18 protein-coding genes and 2 pseudogenes are annotated in these 18186 nt (G+C 73.6%); 7 read left to right on the top strand and 13 right to left on the bottom strand.

Going from position 1 to position 18186, the window contains the following annotated elements; genetic code table 11:
* Positions 1–80: 80 nt before the first annotated feature.
* Both HDC93_RS27240 and HDC93_RS27235 read left to right on the top strand, forming a co-directional pair.
* Positions 81–1073, top strand: coding sequence for an aldo/keto reductase family protein (locus HDC93_RS27240; RefSeq protein WP_185013449.1), 993 nt, complete (start codon positions 81–83; stop codon positions 1071–1073).
* Between the two features lie 51 nt (positions 1074–1124).
* Positions 1125–1940 carry an SDR family oxidoreductase gene (locus tag HDC93_RS27235; RefSeq protein ID WP_311774630.1) on the top strand — a complete coding sequence of 272 codons (816 nt, stop codon included), beginning with the start codon at positions 1125–1127 and terminating at the stop codon, positions 1938–1940.
* A 64-nt stretch (positions 1941–2004) separates the two neighbouring features.
* On the opposite strand, the gene HDC93_RS27230 is transcribed toward HDC93_RS27235, so the two are convergent.
* Complete coding sequence (locus tag HDC93_RS27230) at positions 2005–2607, bottom strand: MarR family winged helix-turn-helix transcriptional regulator (protein WP_185013448.1); 603 nt, start codon at positions 2605–2607, stop codon at positions 2005–2007.
* Between the two features lie 71 nt (positions 2608–2678).
* Here HDC93_RS27230 and HDC93_RS27225 point away from each other — a divergent pair, with 71 nt between their 5' ends.
* The gene (locus HDC93_RS27225; RefSeq protein ID WP_260419790.1) at positions 2679–4220 is read left to right on the top strand and encodes an MFS transporter; all 1542 of its coding nucleotides are present in this window, start codon (positions 2679–2681) and stop codon (positions 4218–4220) included.
* Positions 4221–4331: 111 nt separating this feature from the next.
* On the opposite strand, the gene HDC93_RS27220 is transcribed toward HDC93_RS27225, so the two are convergent.
* From HDC93_RS27220 to HDC93_RS27195, 6 genes are all read right to left on the bottom strand, one after another.
* Positions 4332–4958 carry a YigZ family protein gene (locus HDC93_RS27220; protein ID WP_185013447.1) on the bottom strand — a complete coding sequence of 209 codons (627 nt, stop codon included), beginning with the start codon at positions 4956–4958 and terminating at the stop codon, positions 4332–4334.
* Between the two features lie 27 nt (positions 4959–4985).
* On the bottom strand, positions 4986–5528 hold the full coding sequence (locus HDC93_RS27215; protein ID WP_185013446.1) for a histidine phosphatase family protein: 543 nt from the start codon (positions 5526–5528) through the stop codon (positions 4986–4988).
* On the bottom strand, positions 5525–6241 hold the full coding sequence (locus HDC93_RS27210) for a hypothetical protein (RefSeq protein ID WP_185013445.1): 717 nt from the start codon (positions 6239–6241) through the stop codon (positions 5525–5527). Before HDC93_RS27210 ends, HDC93_RS27215 begins: the two co-directional genes overlap by 4 nt.
* Positions 6242–6343: 102 nt before the next feature.
* The gene (locus tag HDC93_RS27205) at positions 6344–7177 is read right to left on the bottom strand and encodes an ABC transporter ATP-binding protein (RefSeq protein ID WP_260419789.1); all 834 of its coding nucleotides are present in this window, start codon (positions 7175–7177) and stop codon (positions 6344–6346) included.
* On the bottom strand, positions 7174–8226 hold the full coding sequence (locus HDC93_RS27200; RefSeq protein WP_185013444.1) for an iron chelate uptake ABC transporter family permease subunit: 1053 nt from the start codon (positions 8224–8226) through the stop codon (positions 7174–7176). The genes HDC93_RS27205 and HDC93_RS27200 overlap by 4 nt, the downstream gene beginning before the upstream one ends.
* Positions 8223–9242, bottom strand: coding sequence for an ABC transporter substrate-binding protein (locus HDC93_RS27195; RefSeq protein WP_185013443.1), 1020 nt, complete (start codon positions 9240–9242; stop codon positions 8223–8225). Before HDC93_RS27195 ends, HDC93_RS27200 begins: the two co-directional genes overlap by 4 nt.
* Between HDC93_RS27195 and HDC93_RS27190 the strand changes: the two are divergent.
* Positions 9222–9510 (top strand): annotated as a pseudogene (locus HDC93_RS27190) (FAD-dependent monooxygenase); the annotation flags it as partial. The gene HDC93_RS27195 and the pseudogene HDC93_RS27190 overlap by 21 nt on opposite strands.
* Positions 9511–9521: 11 nt before the next feature.
* On the opposite strand, the gene HDC93_RS27185 reads toward HDC93_RS27190, so the two are convergent.
* Positions 9522–9881: a metalloregulator ArsR/SmtB family transcription factor gene (locus HDC93_RS27185; RefSeq protein ID WP_185013442.1), complete on the bottom strand. Its 360-nt coding sequence runs from the start codon at positions 9879–9881 to the stop codon at positions 9522–9524.
* 318 nt (positions 9882–10199) lie between these two features.
* Between HDC93_RS27185 and HDC93_RS27180 the strand changes: the two genes are divergently transcribed.
* Entirely contained in the window at positions 10200–11168 is a 969-nt protein-coding gene (locus HDC93_RS27180) for a cation diffusion facilitator family transporter (protein ID WP_260419798.1), read from the top strand.
* 60 nt (positions 11169–11228) lie between these two features.
* Here the strand turns inward: HDC93_RS27180 and HDC93_RS27175 are convergent, their stop codons facing one another.
* Both HDC93_RS27175 and HDC93_RS27170 read right to left on the bottom strand, forming a co-directional pair.
* Positions 11229–11786 carry a YbaK/EbsC family protein gene (locus HDC93_RS27175; protein ID WP_185013440.1) on the bottom strand — a complete coding sequence of 186 codons (558 nt, stop codon included), beginning with the start codon at positions 11784–11786 and terminating at the stop codon, positions 11229–11231.
* A gap of 43 nt (positions 11787–11829) precedes the next feature.
* Positions 11830–12402, bottom strand: a complete 573-nt coding sequence (locus HDC93_RS27170; protein ID WP_185013439.1) for an XRE family transcriptional regulator — start codon at positions 12400–12402, stop codon at positions 11830–11832.
* A gap of 97 nt (positions 12403–12499) precedes the next feature.
* Between HDC93_RS27170 and HDC93_RS27165 the strand changes: the two are divergent.
* Positions 12500–13358: pseudogene (locus HDC93_RS27165) on the top strand (EamA family transporter).
* Between the two features lie 163 nt (positions 13359–13521).
* Here the strand turns inward: HDC93_RS27165 and HDC93_RS27160 are convergent.
* Positions 13522–14319: an acyltransferase gene (locus HDC93_RS27160; protein WP_185013438.1), complete on the bottom strand. Its 798-nt coding sequence runs from the start codon at positions 14317–14319 to the stop codon at positions 13522–13524.
* Between the two features lie 112 nt (positions 14320–14431).
* Here HDC93_RS27160 and HDC93_RS27155 point away from each other — a divergent pair, with 112 nt between their 5' ends.
* Positions 14432–14959, top strand: coding sequence for a gamma carbonic anhydrase family protein (locus tag HDC93_RS27155; RefSeq protein WP_031107055.1), 528 nt, complete (start codon positions 14432–14434; stop codon positions 14957–14959).
* Positions 14960–14971: 12 nt separating this feature from the next.
* On the opposite strand, the gene HDC93_RS27150 is transcribed toward HDC93_RS27155, so the two are convergent.
* Positions 14972–15613: a DedA family protein gene (locus HDC93_RS27150; RefSeq protein WP_185013437.1), complete on the bottom strand. Its 642-nt coding sequence runs from the start codon at positions 15611–15613 to the stop codon at positions 14972–14974.
* Positions 15614–15695: 82 nt separating this feature from the next.
* Positions 15696–18080, bottom strand: a complete 2385-nt coding sequence (locus tag HDC93_RS27145) for a phosphoketolase (protein WP_185013436.1) — start codon at positions 18078–18080, stop codon at positions 15696–15698.
* Positions 18081–18186: the final 106 nt, after the last annotated feature.

The raw sequence follows: 18186 nt of genomic DNA, 5'->3' as shown, positions 1-18186 counted from the left end.
CGGGCGCCCCCTGCGTCGGCCGCCCCGGACCACCGGTACGAACCGGACTCAGAACCAGAGAAGGAAGAGGCGACACACCCATGGAGTTCCGCCGGCTCGGCAACAGCGGCCTCGTGATCAGCGAGCTCGCGTTCGGCAACTGGATCACCCACGGTGCCCAGATCGACGAGGAGACGGCCCAGGCCTGCGTCCGGGCCGCGCTCGACGCGGGCATCACCACCTTCGACACCGCCGATGTGTACTCCGAGACCCGCGCCGAGACCGTGCTGGGCAAGGCGCTCGCCGGTCAGCGACGTGAGGGCCTCGTGCTCTCCACCAAGGTCTGCCACCCGGTGGGCCCCGGCCCCAACGACCGCGGCCTGTCCCGCAAGCACGTCGTCGAGGGCTGCGAGGCGTCGCTGCGCCGCCTCGGCACCGACTACGTCGACGTCTACTACGCGCACCGCTACGACCCCGCGGTACCGCTCGAAGAGACCATGCTGGCCTTCGCGGACCTGGTCCGCTCCGGCAAGGTGCTCTACGTCGGGGTGAGCGAGTGGACCGCCGAGCAGATCAGCCGCGCCGCCGCTCTCGCCCGGGAGCTGCGCGTCCCGCTGGTCGCGAGCCAGCCGCAGTACTCCATGCTGTGGCGGGTCATCGAGTCGCAGGTGGTGCCCGCGTGCGAGCGGGAGGGTCTGGGCCAGGTCGTCTGGTCGCCTCTCGCGCAGGGCATCCTCAGCGGCAAGTACCGTCCCGGCGCCGCCGCGCCGTCGGATTCACGGGCGGGCGGCGACGCGGGCAAGGGCTTCGTCGACATGCTGGTCGGCCACTGGATGAACGACGAGGGCGCTCTGCGGGCCGTCCAGGAGCTGGGCCCGGTCGCAGCGGACCTGGGTCTGACGATGAGCCAGCTCGCCCTCGCCTGGGTCCTGCAGAACCCCTCCGTCTCGGCGGCGATCATCGGCGCGAGCCGTCCGGAGCAGGTCAAGGAGAACGTCGCGGCCTCGGGCGTGCGCCTGGAGCAGGACGTGCTGGACCGCATCGACGGGATCCTCGGGGAGTACGTGGTGCGGGACCCGGCGCGGACGGGCTGATCCCCGCGGCCGGGGAGGGGTGTCAGGAAAGACGAGAGGAGCGGGGACCGAGTGGCTGACACGGACGTCATGGACGGCGTACGGGAGGTGGGCCGGTCGCGGGCGGAACGCAGGGCGGTGATCGTGACCGGCGGGAGCCGGGGCCTCGGCCGGGCGACCACGCTCCGGCTCGCCGCGCAGGGCTGCGACATCGCCGTGTGCGGCCGGGACGCCGACTCGCTGAAGGCGGTGGCCGGGGAGGTGCGGGCCCTGCACGGGCGCGTCCTGCGCACCGAGCGGCTGGACGTGCTCGACGAGGACGCCCTCGCGGCGTTCGTACGGGACTCCGCCGCCGAACTCGGCCGGGTGGACGGCCTGGTGACCGTGGCGGGCGGTGCGCACGGCACGGACCTGCGTGCCACGGAACCGTCCGACTGGGACCGGACGTGCCGCCTGAACGTCACCCATCCGGCGATCGCCCTGCGCGAGGCCGCCGGACCGCTGGCCGAGACCGGGGGCAGCGCCGTACTGGTCTCCTCCGTCTCCGGCTGGAAGCCCGCACCGCCGGCTCAGTACGCGGCGGCCAAGGCCGCGCAGATCCACCTGGCCGCCTCCCTGGCCCGCGAGCTCGGGCCCCGGGGCGTCCGGGTCAACTGCGTCTCGCCCGGCTCGATGCTGATCGAGGGCAAGGGCTGGGCGAGGCTGCGGGACGAGGACCCGGAGGCCTACCACCGGTTCGAGCGGGAGTTCCCCGGCGGCCGGCTGGTCGATCCGCGGGATGTCGCCGAGGTGATCGCCTTCCTGCTCTCGGACGCGGCGCGGGCGGTCAACGGCGCGAACATCCCCGTGGACGGCGGACAGAACGCACCGAGCGCCCACGGCTACTGAGCCGCTCCGGCGGCGCCCCAGGGGCACGAGGGCCGTCGGGCCCGTGACGGCCGGAGCGAGTGGATCAGCCCTGCTCCGGGTGGCCGAGGCCCTCGTGCCCCACGTGGGAGACGCCCCGCACGTTGAGCTGTTCCTGCACGTCGCCGAGCAGCTCACGCAGCAGTTCGGCGAGCGCCTCCTGCCGCTCCGCGCCCAGGCCTTCGAGGAGCTCGGCCTCGCGCGCGAGCACCCGGTCCACCGTGCGCTCGACCAACTCGTGCCCGGCCGTGGTCAGTTCCACCAGCACCGCGCGGCTGCGGCCGGGGGCGGGGCGGCGGGTGACCAGGTGCTCGCGTTCGGCGCGTGCGACCCGCTGCGAGATGGCACCCGCGGTGACCAGGGAGTGCCCGGCGAGGTCCCGGGTGCTCATCGTGTAGGGAGGCCCGCTGCGGCGCAGCACGCTCAGCAGGTCCAGGGTGGCCGGGTCGACCCCCGCCTCGGCCAGGACGCGTCGGCGGTCGTCGCCGAAGTGCTTGGCGAGCTGCCAGATCCTCGTGACCACGCCGATGGAGTCCACCGGGGTCTGGGGGCGCTCGCGGCTCCACGCGGCCGCGATGGCGTCCGCGGGGTCGTCTCCTGTCGGGCTCGCGGCGGCCGGCCGGCGATCGCTTCGTTCCGGCGTCCTCATGGGGATTCCCTTCCACCTGCTACATTTAGATCTGAATTTAGCGCTAAACGTATGCGACGACGAGTGGTGATATGCGCACTGTGACACGGAATGCGAGTCCGAAGGCCACGGCCGGGGCCTCCACCACCGGCCCTCCTCGAGCCACCGGACGGGACTGGGCGGGACTCACCGTGGTCCTGCTGGCGATGTTCATGAGCCAGATCGACATGTTCATCGTGAACGTCGCCGCTCCGGGGATCCAGGCGGACCTGAACGCCGGGTTCGGCCAGCTCCAGTTCGTGATCGACGGGTACGTGATCGCTTACGCAGCGGGCATGGTAACCGGCGGCCGTCTGGGCGACCGGATCGGCCGCAAGCGCACCTTCCAGTACGGCGTGGCCGCCTTCACTCTGACGTCCCTGCTGTGCGCGCTCGCGCCCGGCCCGGGCACGCTCATCGCGGCGCGGGTGCTGCAGGGCCTGTCGGCCGCGGTGATGACGCCGCAGGTGCTCTCCCTCATCCGGGCCGTCTTCGTGCACGAGCGCGACCGCGCCCGGGCCGTCGGTGCCTACGGCGCCTCCATCGGCGCGGGCGTCATCGCCGGCCTCGTGGGCGGCGGCCTGCTGCTGGACCTGGACGTGGCGGGTCTGGGCTGGCGCATGATCTTCCTGATCAACGTGCCGATCGGCGCGGCGATCCTGTGCGCGGCCGTGCCCGCCGTCAGCGAGAGCCGCAGCGCGGACCGGCCGCGCCTGGACATCGCCGGGGCGGCCTTCACCGCCGTGCTGCTGCCGCTCGTCCTGATCCCGCTGATCCTCGGCGGTGAGCACGGCTGGCCCTGGTGGACGTACCCGTGCTTCGTCCTCGGCGCCGTCGGCACCCTGGCGTTCCTGCGCTGGGAGCGCCGGACGGAGGCCGCCGGGAACGACCCGCTGCTGCCGGCCCGGCTGCTGCGGGCCAAGGGGTTCCCGCTGAGCATGGGCACGGTGCTGATGTTCTTCTCGGGCAACGCCGGGCTGTTCCTGGTGCTCACCTATCACCTCCAGTCGGGCCTGAGGCAGAGCCCGCTGGCCGCGAGCCTGGTCTTCGTGCCGCTCGGCCTCGGGTTCATCGTCGCCTCGGCCGCGTGCCGCAGGCTCGCCGCCCGGTTCGGTATCGGGGTGTCGGTGGCGGGCGGCCTGGTCATGGCGGCCGGTCTCGTCGCCGTGCCCGCCGTCACCGGCCTCGACGGCTCGGACCAGGCGGTCGCGCTCGCCGCCGTGATGGGCGTGTCCGGGCTGGGGCAGGGCCTGGTCGTCGCGCCCCTGGTGGACACCGTTCTCACCCGGGTCCACCCGGACGACGCGGGCGCCGGGTCCGGTGTGCTCAACACCGTCACCCAGGCGGGGATGGCCTTCGGGGTAGCTGTCATCGGGGCCCTGTACCGCGGCTTTCTGGGTACCAATCCCCAGTCGCCGGGCCCGGACACGGACCTGGCCGACTTCGCGGCGGCCTTCGACCGCACCGCGTACGTCCTCGCGGCCCTCGCCGTCGGCACGGCGCTGCTCGGGTTCCGGCTGGGCCGCGTCCCGGCGGGGGCGGCGGTCGAGGACGGGGAGGGAGCCGAGGGCCGGACCGGAGCCGGTCCCCGCTGACCTCGGCGGGCCGACCGCCCGCTGACCTCGGCGGGCCGACCGCCCGCTGGCCTCGGCGGGCCGACCGGACCCCGCGCGTGCCGCGCCGCCGTGTGCGAGGCGGGGCCGCCGTCAGGCGTCCCCGTACGCCTCCCCGCCCGCCTCGAAGCGGGCCGTGCCGGCGGTGGCGTCGGCGAGCCAGGAGCGGAAGGCGGGCACATCGGCGTCCGGGAGGGCGATCTCGAGGGTGACGGCCTCCCCGTAGCGCACGTCCCGGACTTCGCGCCCGCCGGTGCGCAGGTCGTTCTCGAGCTTGCCGGCGCGCTGGTGGTCGACGGTGACCGTAGCCAGCCGGTACCTGCGGCGGGTGCGGGTGCCGAGGGTGTCCAGGGCCTCGCCGACCGCTCCGCCGTACGCCCGGATGAGCCCGCCGGCGCCGAGTTTGACCCCGCCGAAGTAGCGGGTGACGACGGCGACGACGTACCGCATGTCGCGGCGCAGCAGCATCTGGAGCATGGGGACGCCGGCGGTGCCGCCGGGTTCGCCGTCGTCGCTCGCCTTCTGGACGGAGGCGTCGGCGCCGATGACGTAGGCCCAGCAGTTGTGGGAGGCGTCGGCGTGCTCCTTGCGGACGGCGGCGATGAAGTCCTGGGCCTCCTGCTCGGTGGCCGCCGGGGCGAGGGCGCACAGGAAGCGTGAGCGGTTGACCTCGGTCTCGTGCACGCCGGCGCCGGCGACCGTGCGGTATTCGTCGGGCATCCGGCCAGCCTATGCGCGGGCCCGGGGCTACTTCTTCGCGCCCCGGGGCACGGTCACGGAGGTGAGCAGCGCGGTGCCGGGGGCGAGGTCCCGCCAGGCCGTGCCGCGCCAGGACAGCACGGCGATCGCCGACGTGGGGAACTTCGTGCGGACCTGCTCCAGGGTGTCGTCGAGGCCGTCACCGGCGAGGGCCAGGACCAGGTCCTCCAGGCCCGGGTTGTGCCCGATCAGCAGCAGCGTCTCCACCGCGGCGGGTACCTCGTGCACCACGGCCAGCAGGCCGGAGGGTCCGGCGGCGTACAGCCGCCGGTCGTGCCGGACCGGCGGCGGAGTGCCCCACTCGGCGGCGGCGAGGTCCCAGGTCCGCCGGGCGCGGACGGCGGTGGAGCACAGCGCCAGGTCCGGCAGGAGGTCGGCGTCGGCCAGGGCCCGCCCGGCCGCGGGGGCGTCCCGGCGGCCGCGCGGGGCGAGGGGGCGTTCGTGGTCGACGACGTCCAGGGGCCAGGCGGACTTGGCGTGCCGCAGCACGATCAGGCGGCGCAGCGGGCCCGCTCCGGAGCGTTCGATCATGACGGGGATCCCAGGTCGCGGGTGAGGTCGAGGCCGAGGAGCCGGTCGGCGTAGGCGTAGGTCTCGAAGCGGGCGCCGTCCGCCAGTTCCGGCTCGGTCTCGACCTGGCGCAGGACGTCCAGCACCCGTGGCACGTCCAGGTCGTCGTCCCAGGCGCCACGCAGCCGGCCCCGTACGTCGTCGGGGACCGGCCGCGAGGGCTGCCGCGCCCAGCGGGCGACCGCGCCGCGCCAGCGGGCGAGGGTGGCGTGGGCGTCGTCGAGTCCGGCCGCCTCCAGCCGGACGGGGGTGCCGTGGTGCCGGCCTATCAGGGCGAGGCGCAGGACGGCGGGGTCACAGGGGTGCGGCGGACCCGGCTCCGCGGGCGCGACGGCGATCCGCACTCCGTCGGGTGCCGCCCCGTCCTCGGTGGTGACGTGGACGACCTGGGACTCGCCCAGACCGGCACCGACGTCGGGGCTGTCCTCGAAGGGGCGGACGCCGAGCGTCGCGGCGTGCGCGCGCAGCTCCGCCTGCCGGTGGCCGCCGGTCAGCAGCGCCCACACCGGCGTGCCGCCGAGCTCCAGGGTCCGCACCAGAAGGTCCCCGACGAGCAGGACCCGCAGGTTCGTCGTGTCGGAGCCGGGTGCGTGCACCTCGACACGGGTCAGGCCCCGGCGGGCCGGGGCGGCGTCGACCGGCTCACGGGTTCGGGCGTCGATGATGCGCAGCACGAGGCGAGCGTAGGCGGGTGGGCGGGCACACGCAGGCAGGTTCGGCGTTTTCCGGCCGCCGTGGCGCGATCGCCCCGCCCATGGCGTGTCCGTCCGCTCCCGTCAGGCCAGCGTGCCCAGGAACCGCACATGAGGCCGCCCCTCGGGCCCTTCGCGGCTGACGGCGGCCCGCACGCCGTAGACGTCGGCGACGAGCTCGGCCGTGAGGACGTCGCCCGGAGTGCCCGCTGCCACGACCCGCCCCGCGGACAGCACGACGACCCGATCGCAGTACATCGCCGCGAGGTTGAGGTCGTGCAGGGCGACGACGGTGGTGACCGGCAGGCCCGTGACCAGCGTGAGCAGGTCGAGCTGGTGGTGGATGTCGAGGTGGTTGGTTGGCTCGTCGAGGAGGAGTTCCCGGGGCTCCTGGGCGAGCGCGCGGGCGATCTGCACCCGCTGGCGTTCGCCGCCCGAGAGGGTGTGCCACAGCTGCCGGGCCCGGCCGTCGAGGCCGGTGCGCTCCAGGGCGGCACGCACCGCCCGTTCGTCGTCCGCGGAGGCGGGCGTCCAGGCCCGGCGGTGCGGGACGCGGCCCAGCCGTACGACGTCCCCGACCGTCAACTCGACCTGGGTGTCGCACTGTTGCTCGACCACGGCGAGGCGCCGGGCGACCGTGCGGCGGGGCAGGTCGCCCAGCGGTGTGCCGTCGAGGGTGACCACTCCGGAGGTCGGCGTGAGCAGCCCGGCCAGCAGCCGCAGCAGCGTGGACTTGCCGGAGCCGTTGGGGCCGAGGACGCCGACCGTGGAGCCGGTCTCGGGCGCGAGGGCGACGCCGTCCAGGATGAGACGCCCGTCGGCGCGGCGGCCGACCCGCTCGGCCCGCAGCCCCGCCGCCGATGCCCCTGCGCCGCTCACCGCGCCCGGTGCCGCCACCGATGTCTCCGCGTCGCTCATCGCGCCCTCCTCGTCCGGTACAGCACCGCCACGAACGCGGGCACCCCGATCAGCGACGTCACGACCCCCACCGGGACCTCCTGCGGATCGAGGACGGTCCGGGCCAGGGTGTCCACCCACACGAGGAACACCGCTCCCGCGAGGGCGGTGACCGGCAGCAGCCGCGCGTGCCCGGGGCCGGTCAGGGCCCGGGCGGCGTGCGGCAGGACCAGTCCGACGAAGCCGATCGCACCGGCCGAGCTGACCAGCGCGGCCGTGAGCAGGGCCGTGACGCACAGCAGCACCAGGCGGGTCCGGGCGAGGGACACCCCGAGCGCGGCCGCCGCGTCCTGCCCGAAGGCGAAGGCGTCGAGGGTACGGGCGTAGGAGAGGCAGACCACCAGGGCCACGGCCAGTACGGCCAGGCACAGCCACACGTCGGTCCAGCCGGCGCCGCCGAGCGAGCCGAGGAGCCAGAACAGCACGCCCCGGGTCGTCTCGGCGTCCGCGGAGGTCATCACGACGAAGGACGTGAGGGCGGAGAAGAGCTGCATGGCGGCGACGCCCGCGAGGACGACCCGGTCGGTGGTGCCGCCGAGGGTGTGGCTGAGCAGCAGCACCAGCGCGAACGACAGCAGGGCGCCGAGGAACGCGCCCGCGGACACCGATATGGCCCCGCCGCCCACGCCGAGCACGACCACGAGGACCGCTCCGGTGGAGGAGCCCGAGGACACCCCGAGCACGAAGGGGTCGGCCAGCGGGTTGCGCAGCAGGGACTGCATCACCGCCCCGCACACGGCGAGTCCGGCCCCGCACACGGCCGCGAGCAGGGTGCGCGGCAGCCGCAGCTGCCAGACGATCCCGTCCCGGATCGGCGTCAGCCCTGAGCTGCCGAGGCCGAGATGGGCGGCCACGACGGACCACACGTCGCCGACGCGGATGTCGGCGGGGCCGACGGTGATGGCCGCGGCGAGGGAGGCGACGAGCGCGACGCTCCCGGCCGCGCCCAGCGCGAGTCCTGCCCGGCGCCGGGGCCTGGTCCCGGCGGCCGGCAGCCCCTGGGCGGTCACTTCACCAGCCCGAACCGGCGCAGCCCGGCGGCCACCTGCTCCACACCCTCGACGGTGCGGATGGTCGGGTTCATGGCCTGTCCGCTGAGCAGCACGTACCGCTTGTGCCGGACGGCGTCCATGTTCCTGGTGACGGGGTTGGACTCCAGGAAGGCGATCTTCTTCGTGGCGGACTCGGCGGTCTGGGACTTGCGGGTCAGGTCGCCGATGACGAGGACGTCGGGGTCTCGGTCGGCGACGGTCTCCCAGTTGACCTGCGGCCACTCCTGGTGCGTGTCGTCGAAGACGTTCTTCGCGCCCAGGGCCCGGGTGATGATGCCGGGCGCCCCACAACAGCCCGCCAGGTAGGGCGACTCGGAGTTCGCGAACCAGTAGAGGAGGGTGACGCCGGAGGCGTCGATGCCGGCCGTGGCCTTCTTCATGCGCTGTCGGAGTGAGGCCACGAGGGCGTCGCCACGCTTCTTCACCCCGAACACGGTCGCGAGGTCCCGGACTTCGCCGTAGACGGTGTCGATGGCCAGGGCCTTGTCGCGGGCGCCGTCGCCGCCGCCCGAGTTGTCCTTGCCGGCGCAGTCGGACGGGGAGACGTAGGTGGGGACGCCGAGCTTCGCGAACTGCTCGCGGGTGGCGACGCCGCCCTTGCCGAGGGTGGAGACGAAGGACGCGGCGACGAAGTCGGGCTCGGTGTCCAGGACACGTTCGAAGGACGGGTTGTTCTCGGCGAGGCGCGGCACCGTCGCGTCGGCCTTCTCCAGCCCCTTCATCACGGGGTCGGTCCAGGTGGCCGTGCCCGCGAGGCGGTCGGCGAGGCCCAGGGCGAGCAGGATCTCGGTGGTGCCCTGGTTGAGGGACACCGCGTGCTGCGGCGGGGCGGCGACGCGGACCTTCTGCCCGCAGTTGGTGAGGGTGACGGCGGCCTTGGCGTCGGTGGACGCGGTGTCGTCGCCGCAGCCGGTCAGGAGCAGGGAGCCGGCCGCGAGCAGGGCGGCGGCACGGGCGTGAACCTCGCCCTGCACGACGCCTTCCTGCTCGGCGACGCCCTGGTCGCGCGGCTCACCACCGGTGACGACAGCGGCCTCGACAGCTACGCGCAGGCGTGCCTGCGGCGCGTGTGGGACTACCAGGAGTTCTTGCAGTGGCTGTCCGAGGTGTACCACGGCACGGCGGCGGGCGACCCGTTCCGCGCGGGCACCGCGCTCGCCCGGCTGCGCCGTCTGTTCACCACGCCCACGGCGGCCGCCGCCTTCCGCCGAGCAGTACCTCGGGACGGCGGCGCGCTACTGAGCGAGCCGCGCTCAGTCGTGCGGGGGCCGGTCGCTGAGCCGGTGGTCGGCCACGTTCAGTGCCTCGTCGACGAGCCTGCGCAGATGACCGTCGCGCAGTGAGTAGATCACCCGGCGGCCCTCCTTGCGCGTGTCCACCAGGCCCGCGAGGCGCAGTCGCGCCAGGTGCTGGCTGACGGCCGGCCGGGCCGCCCCGCACGCCTCCGTGAGCGTCGTGACGTCGGCCTCTCCCCCGGTCAGCGCATGCAGCAGGGCGAGCCGGGTCCGGTCCCCGAGCAGGGCCAGCAGTTCGGCGGCGAGCGCGAACTGTTCCTCGCCGGGACTGCGCGGATGCTCATCATGCGCAGATGACAGGTGCATGCGTGCGCTCATACGCACATAATGGCCCCACGGCACGGGTACGTCCACTCTCGCGCGCACCGGAAGGGGATCCACGTGAGCGACCGGCACGAGCAGTCCCACCCTCATGAGCACCACGGGCACGATCACGGGAACCGGCACGATCACGGGAACGCGCCGGGGCACGAGCACCGGCACGGCCACGGGCGCTCACCCGGCCACGAGCACCTCCACGACCACAGGCACTCGCCCGGCCACGAGCACCTCCACGACCACAGGCACTCACCCGCCCACGAGCACCGCCACGGCCCGGGGCACGACCACGACCACCGGCACGGTCTGCGCCACCGGATGGCCCACCTCCTCGCCCCGCACTCCCACGAGACGGCCGACAAGGTCGACTCCGCCCTGGAGTCCTCGGCCCGCGGGGTGCGGGCCCTCTGGGTCTCGCTCGTCGTCCTCGGCGTGACGGCGCTGGCCCAGGCGGTCGTGGTGGTGGTCTCCGGGTCGGTGGCGCTGCTCGGCGACACGGTGCACAACACCGCGGACGCGCTGACCGCCGTCCCGCTCGGGATCGCCTTCGTGCTGGGCCGGCGCGCGGCCACGCGCCGCTTCACCTACGGCTACGGGCGGGCCGAGGACCTGGCCGGGCTCGTGATCGTGCTGACGATCGCCGCGTCCGCGGCCTTCGCGGGCTGGACGGCCGTGGACCGGCTGATGGATCCGCGCCCGGTCCAGCACGTCCCGGCGGTTGCCGTGGCCGCCCTAGTCGGCTTCGCCGGCAACGAGTGGGTAGCGCGCTACCGCATCCGTGTCGGCCGCTCGATCGGCTCGGCCGCACTGGTCGCCGACGGGCTGCACGCCCGCACCGACGGCTTCACCTCGCTGGCCGTGCTGCTGGGCGCCGCAGGCTCGGCCCTGGGATGGCACCTGGCCGACCCCGTCGTCGGGCTGGCGATCACCGCGGCGATCGCGCTGGTGCTGCGGGACGCGGCCAGGGAGGTGTTCCGCCGGGTGATGGACGCCGTCGACCCGGCCCTGGTGGACCGCGCCGAGCGGGCCCTGACCGAGGTGTCCGGGGTGCGCGGGGTGGGTGAGCTGCGGCTGCGCTGGATCGGCCACCGGCTGCGCGCCGAGGTGGCGGTCGTGGTGGACGGCGGCGCGACGGTGCGCGAGGCCCATCGCATCGCCGTGGACGCCGAGCACGCGCTGCTGCACGCGGTACCCCGGCTGACCGCGGCCCTGGTGCACGCCGACCCCGAGCCGGCCCCGGGCGAGAGCGACCCCCATCTGCCGCTGGCCCACCACATCGCGGCGTAGGCCGGAAGACCCCGAAGCCGCCGCCGGATCCACCGCCGGCCGGTTCGTCGCGGCGTCGGGTCAGGAGACCCCGAGCCCCTCCAGCACCACGGCGTGCGGCAGTTCGGCGAAGGCCTTGCCCGGGACCAGCGGTTTGCCGCGCCGCCGCCCGCTGCCGACCAGCACGTACGGCAGGTCGACGACGGCCGCGTCCACCAGGAGGGGCCAGCCGTCCGGCAGCCCGAGCGGGGTGATGCCGCCGTACTCCATGCCGGTCTCGCCGGTCGCCGTGTCCATCGAGGCGAAGGAGGCCTTGCGGGCACCGAGCCGACGGCGCACGACCCCGTTCATGTCGACCCGGGTGGTGGACAGCACGACGCATGCGGCGAGCGTGGACTCACCGCCCCGCTTGCCCGAGACCACCACGCAGTTCGCCGACCGTTCCAGCAGATCCTGCCCGTAGTGCTCCACGAAGGTGGCGGTGTCGGCCCGCTCCGGGTCGGTGTCGACGTAGACGATCTGCTCGGCGGGGACGCTGCCCCGCCAGTGGCGTACGGCGTCGGCGACAGGGCCGGTGAGTTCGTCGAGGCAGGCGGGGGCCGGCCGGGCGTCGTCGAAGTGTCCGATGGGTGCGCGCATGGCCGCACGCCAACAACAGCGGCCCGGCGGCGGTCCGGGCGTCTCAGGTCACGGGCGGCACCGAGACGGCCATGACCATCTCCATGGGCGCGTCGCCGGTGTTGCCGTAGGTGTGCGGGACGTTGGCCTCGAAGTGGACGCTGGCGCCGGCGGTCACGCGGTGCTCGACGCCGTCGACGGTGAGGGTGAGTTCGCCCGCCGTGACGTGGAGCAGTTCGGTCGTGCCGGCGGGGTGCGGGTCCGACGGGCTGCTCTCACCGGGCATGAGCCGCCAGTCCCACATCTCCAGCGGGCCGGGCGCCTCGGTGCCCGCGAGGAGCCGGTTATAGCTGCCGGCGTCGGTGTGCCAGAGCCGTACGGCCTGGTCGGCCGGGATGACGCGCACGTTCGGGCCCTGCTCGTAGTCGAGCAGGGTCGTGATGCTGACGCCGAGCGCGTCGCCGATCTTGACGACGGTGCCGAGGCTGGGGTTCGTGCGTGCCTGCTCGATCTGGATCAGCATGCCGCGGCTGACGCCCGCCCGGGCCGCGAGCACGTCCAGAGTGAAGCCGCGCACCGCGCGCCAGTGCTTGACGCTCCGCGCCAGGGACTGGGTCAGCAGGTCGAGGTCCGACACATTCCGTCCAATATTCTGTACGCCACAGTGCAACGTGCTGCACTATGGTGAGGTTCACCTGATCGTTCACTGAACTGTACTGCGAGGTATCCGTCCCATGACAGCGCTCTTCGTCCTGGCCACCAGCCTGCTGTGGGGGCTGGCCGACCTCGGCGGCGGTCTGCTGACCCGGCGCACGCCCGCGCTCACGGTGGTGGTGGTCTCGCAGTCGATCGCGGTCGTGGTGCTCGGCGCGGTCGTGGTGGCGACCGGCGGCTGGAGCGAGGCGGGGCCGCAGCTGTGGTTCGCCGTGGCGGCCGGGCTGGTCGGTCCGGTGGCGATGCTCGCCTTCTACAAGGCGCTCGCGCTGGGCCCCATGGGCGTGGTCTCGCCGCTGGGGTCGATCGGCGTGGCGGTGCCGGTCGGGGTGGGTCTGATGCTGGGCGAGCGCCCCGGCCTGCTGCAGTTCACCGGCATCCTGGTGGCCGTCGCGGGTGTGTGCCTCGCCGGCGGTCCCCAGTTCCGCGGCGCTCCCGTCCAGCGGCAGGCCATCGTCCTGACCCTGCTCGCGGCGTTCGGCTTCGGCGCGGTGATGGCCCTGATCGCCGAGGCGTCGACGACGCTGACCGGCCTGTTCCTCGCCCTGTTCGTGCAGCGGGTGACGAACGTCGCCGCGGGCGGGCTTCGCGCTGTTCGTGTCGGTGCGGCGCGGGGCGCCCGCCCTTCCGGCGGACGGCTTCCCCTGGCGCACCCTGCCCGCCCTCGCCTTCGTCGGCCTCGCGGACGTCGCCGCCAACGGCACGTACTCGATCGCGGCACAGCACGGCCCGGTGACGGTCGCGGCCGTGCTGGCCTCCCTGTACCCGGTGGTGACGGCCGCGGCGGCACGGGGCTTCCTGCGCGAACGGCTGCGGGCGGTGCAGGCCGCGGGCGCGGGCCTGGCCCTGGTGGGGACGGTCCTGCTGGCGTCGGGCTGAACACGGCCGCGGCTCCGAGGGTGTTGTGACACCGGGTTGAACCCGCTGCGGCCGCGAGGTCTCGTGGCGGCGGGCGAGCGCTGTTGCGGCGCAGAGGTCTGGTGTCGTCGGGCGAACCCGCCTGCGGCTGCGACGTCTCGTGGCATCGGGCGAACCCGGTGGTTCAGGCCCCCGGCTCCAGCTCCGCGAGTCCCGTCGCCGTCTCCTCGTCCAGCTCCGCCAGCCGGGCCGCCGCCTCCTCGTCCAGGTCCGACAGGGCACGGAGCTGCTCGGGGGTGACGCCCTCCGGTATCGGCACCGGCGCCGGGGTGCGCAGCGGCGGCTGCCAGCCCTCGGCGGCGGTCCAACGCCGTACGACCCGGGCGGGCGCGCCCGCGACCACGGCGTGGTCGGGCACCGTGCCCCGTACGACCGCACCCGCCGCCACCACCACGTTCCGCCCGATCCGGGCGCCCGGCAGGATCACCGCTCCCGTGCCGATCCAGCAGCCGGGCCCGATCTCCACGGGCTCCATCCGCGGCCACTGCTTGCCGATCGGCTCGTGCGGATCGTCGTAGGAGTGGTTCGTGGACGTGACGTAGACGTACGGGCCGAAGTAGCAGTCGCTGCCGATCGTGACCGTCGTGTCGGCGATGACGTGGCTGCCGCGGCCCAGGACGACGCCGTCGCCGAGGCGCAGGATCGGGTCCGGGCCGAGGTCGAGGTCGGGCATCAGGCCCGCGGTGAGGGTGACCTGCTCGCCGATGATGCAGTGGGAGCCGAGATGGATCCAGGGCTCACCGAAGACCGTGCCGAGCGGGAAGGCGAGTCTGGTACCTGTTCCCATCGCGCCGAAGCGGTACCGGCCGGGGTGCTCTGCGGTGACGGAGGCCGTCCGCTGCAACCAGGCCCAGCCCGCGTGGACGGCGCGCTGCGTGAGGCTCCGCCGCCAGGATGAGAACGTGTTCTTGCGCTTCGGCACGAGCTCACGGTACTCAGCGGTAGCTCCGCCCGCGGCGCCGGCGGCCTGTGATCTTCACCCCACCGGGTGGCGTACGGTGTGCGCGTTGTCTACGACGTTTGGGGAGGCGGACATGGCACAGCGGGCGATGATCACCGGGATCGGCGGCAGAGAGCCGGAGATCGACGCGACGGCGTTCGTGGCGCCGACGGCGTCGGTGATCGGGGGCGTGACGCTGGGGGCGGGGGCGAGCGTCTGGTACGGAGCCGTGGTGCGCGGCGACGTCGAGACGATCTCGGTCGGGGCGAGCAGCAACGTCCAGGACAACTGCACGCTCCACGCCGACCCGGGATTCCCGGTGAACGTCGGGGAGCGGGTGAGCATCGGGCACAACGCCGTGGTGCACGGGGCGACGGTCGAGGACGACTGTCTGATCGGGATGGGCGCGACCGTGTTGAACGGGGCGGTGATCGGGGCGGGCTCACTCGTCGCCGCGCAGGCGCTGGTGCCGCAGGGGATGGTCGTGCCGCCCGGGTCACTGGTGGCGGGGGTTCCCGCGAAGGTGCGGCGGGAGCTGTCGGAGGAGGAGCGGCAGGGCGTCACCCTCAACGGCACGATGTACGCCGAGTTGGCGAAGGCGCATCGCGAGGTACACGCGTAGCGGGAGGGCGCCCTACTCCGCGGCGGCCACGGGCTGGGCCTGCTGGGTCTCCTGTGCCTTCTTCGCCTTGCGCTTGATCACCAGCATGGACGTGAGGCCCACCAGGACCGCCGCCACCAGACCCAGCCACGAGAAGCGCTTCAGCCAGGACTCCGCGACGATGCCGACGTAGTAGATGACCGCGGTCGTGCCGCCCGCCCAGACGATGCCGCCGAGGATGTTGGCGATGAGGAACTTCCAGTACGGCATGCGCAGCACGCCGGCGAGGGGGCCCGCGAAGATCCGGAGCAGGGCGACGAACCGGCCGAAGAAGACGGCCCACATGCCCCACTTCTCGAACGAGCGCTCGGCGGTGGCGATGTGGCCCTCGCTGAAGTGCTTGGGGAACCTGTTGCCCAGCCGGGCCAGCAGGGGCCGTCCGCCCTTGCGGCCGATGGCGTAGCCGATCGAGTCGCCGATGATGGCGCCGGCGGTGGCGCTGGCGCCGAGGACGACGGGGTCGATCTCGCCGTGCTGGGACGCCAGCAGGGCGGAGGAGACGAGGATGATCTCGCCCGGCAGCGGGATGCCCAGGCTCTCCAGGCCGATGACCAGCCCCACCAGTGCGTATACGGCGACGGCGGGTACGGTTTCGAGCCACTCCTGGACGTGCAACGCCGGTTCCTTTCCCTGGGCTTCCTGCGAGCTTCCCTGCGTGCACGGGAAGCCTACCGGCTCCTAGGACGTCCCCTGCGGCTCAGGCGTTCCAGCTCCACTCGGCGACTTCCGGCAGGTCGGTTCCGTGCTCGCGGATCCAGGCGTGGTGGCGGGTGCGGGCGTCGGCCATCCGCTGGCGTACGGCCGTGGCGCGGACCGCGAGGCCGGGGACGCGGTCGATGACGTCCATGACCAGGCGGTAGCGGTCGAGGTCGTTGCGGACGACCATGTCGAACGGCGTGGTCGTGGTGCCGGCCTCCTTGTAGCCCCGCACGTGCAGGTTCTGGTGGCCGGTGCGGCGGTAGGCCAGGCGGTGGATCAGCCAGGGATAGCCGTGGTACGCGAAGATCACCGGCTTGTCGGTGGTGAACAGACCGTCGTACTCGAAGTCGCTCATGCCGTGCGGGTGCTCCTCCTGGGGCAGCAGCCGGGCGAGGTCGACGACGTTCACGACCCGGACGGACAGCTCGGGCAGGTACCGGCGGAGCAGGTGCGCGGCGGCCAGGGTCTCCTGGGTCGGGACGTCACCGGCGCAGGCCAGTACGACGTCGGGCTCGGCGCCGTCCTCGGTGCCCGCCCACTCCCAGATGCCCGCACCGCGGGCGCAGTGAACCCGGGCCTCGTCCATCGACAGCCAGTCGAAGCAGGGCTGCTTCCCGGCGACGATCACGTTCACGTGGTCGCGACTGCGCAGGGCGTGGTCCGCGACGGACAGCAGGGTGTTGGCGTCCGGCGGGAGGTAGACCCGGACGACCTCGGGGCTCTTGTTGAGGACGTGGTCGACGAAGCCGGGGTCCTGGTGGGAGAAGCCGTTGTGGTCCTGCCGCCACACATGCGAGGTCAGCAGGTAGTTGAGGGAGGCGATGGGGGCCCGCCAGGGCAGCCTGCGCGAGGTGCGCAGCCACTTGATGTGCTGGTTGACCATGGAGTCGACGATGTGCACGAACGCCTCGTAGCAGGAGAACAGCCCGTGCCGGCCGGTGAGGAGGTAGCCCTCCAGCCAGCCCTGGCAGAGGTGTTCGGAGAGGATCTCCATCACCCGCCCGTGCCGGTCGAGGTGCTCGTCCACGGGCAGGGTCCCGGCCTGCCATGCCTTGCCGCTGGCGGCGTAGACGGCCTGGAGCCGGTTGGAGGCGGTCTCGTCCGGGCCGACGAGGCGGAAGTCACGGCGGTCGGCGGTGTCGCGCATGACCCGGGCGAGGAGGTCGCCGAGGACCCGGGTCGGCTCGTGCATGGTCGTGCCGGGTTTGTCGACGGGGACGGCGAACTCGTCCAGGGGCGGGACCGGCAGGTCGCGGACGAGCAGTCCGCCGTTGGCGTGCGGGGTGGCGCCGAGGCGCCTGGTGCCGTCGGGGACGCAGGCGAGGACGTCCGCGACCGGGCGACCCTCGGCGTCGAACAGCTCCTCGGGGCGGTAGGAGCGCAGCCAGGACTCCAGCTGCCGCAGGTGGTCGGGGTTGTCGCGGACGCCGGACAGCGGCACCTGGTGGGCGCGCCAGGTGCCCTCGACCGGTTCGCCGTCGACCTCGGCCGGGCCGGTCCAGCCCTTGGGGGTGCGCAGCACGATCACCGGCCAGTGCGGGCGCTCGGTCACGCCGTCCTCGCGGGCGGCGCGCTGTGCGGCGGCGATGCGGTCGAGCGCGGTGTCCATGGCCTCGGCCATGGCGCGGTGGACGGTGGCCGGATCGTCGCCGGCGACGTGGATCGGCTCGTGGCCGTAGCCGCGCAGCAGCGCGTCGAGCTCCTCCTCGGGGAGGCGGGACAGCACGGTCGGGTTGGCGATCTTGTAGCCGTTGAGGTGCAGGATCGGCAGGACGGCGCCGTCGTGGACGGGGTCGAGGAACTTGTTGGCGTGCCAGGACCCGGCGAGCGGGCCGGTCTCCGCCTCGCCGTCGCCGATCACGCAGGTCACCAGCAGGTCCGGGTTGTCGAGTGCGGCGCCGTAGGCGTGGGCGAGGGAGTAGCCGAGTTCGCCGCCCTCGTGGATCGAGCCGGGCACCTCCGGGGCGACATGGCTGGGCACGCCGCCGGGGAAGGAGAACTGGCGCATGAGCAGTTCCATGCCCTGCGCGTCCCGCGAGGCGTCCGGGTACTTCTCGCTGTAGCTGCCCTCCAGCCAGGAGTTGGCGAGGACCGACGGCCCGCCGTGGCCCGGGCCCCAGATGCACAGGGCGTCGAGCTCGCGTGCCCTGATCACCCGGTTGAGGTGGGTGTGGACGAGGTTCAGCCCGGGTGAGGTGCCCCAGTGGCCCAGCAGCCGCGGCTTGATGTGCTCGGGCCGCAGCGGCTCGGTGAGCAGGGGGTTCGCCAGCAGGTAGATCTGACCGGCCGCCAGGTAGTTGGCGGCCCGCCAGTGGGCGTCCAGCGTGCGCAGTTCCTCGTCGGTCGGCGCGGTCCTGCTGTCCCGGCGCGGGGCCTCGGGCATGAGTGACTCCCTGGGTTCTGCGGGCGGACTCAGGAGGAGTACCAGTTTGTTCCGGTTCGATGCCAGGCGCCTCTCGGCCACACATCGCTGCCCGTGCGGTCCCGGC

Origin of the sequence: Streptomyces sp. AK010, assembly GCF_014207295.1 — a bacterium.
Taxonomy (GTDB): Bacteria; Actinomycetota; Actinomycetes; order Streptomycetales; family Streptomycetaceae; genus Streptomyces; species Streptomyces massasporeus.
Note: the sequence above shows the minus strand (reverse complement) of the source record. Positions and strands in the feature narration are given on the sequence as shown.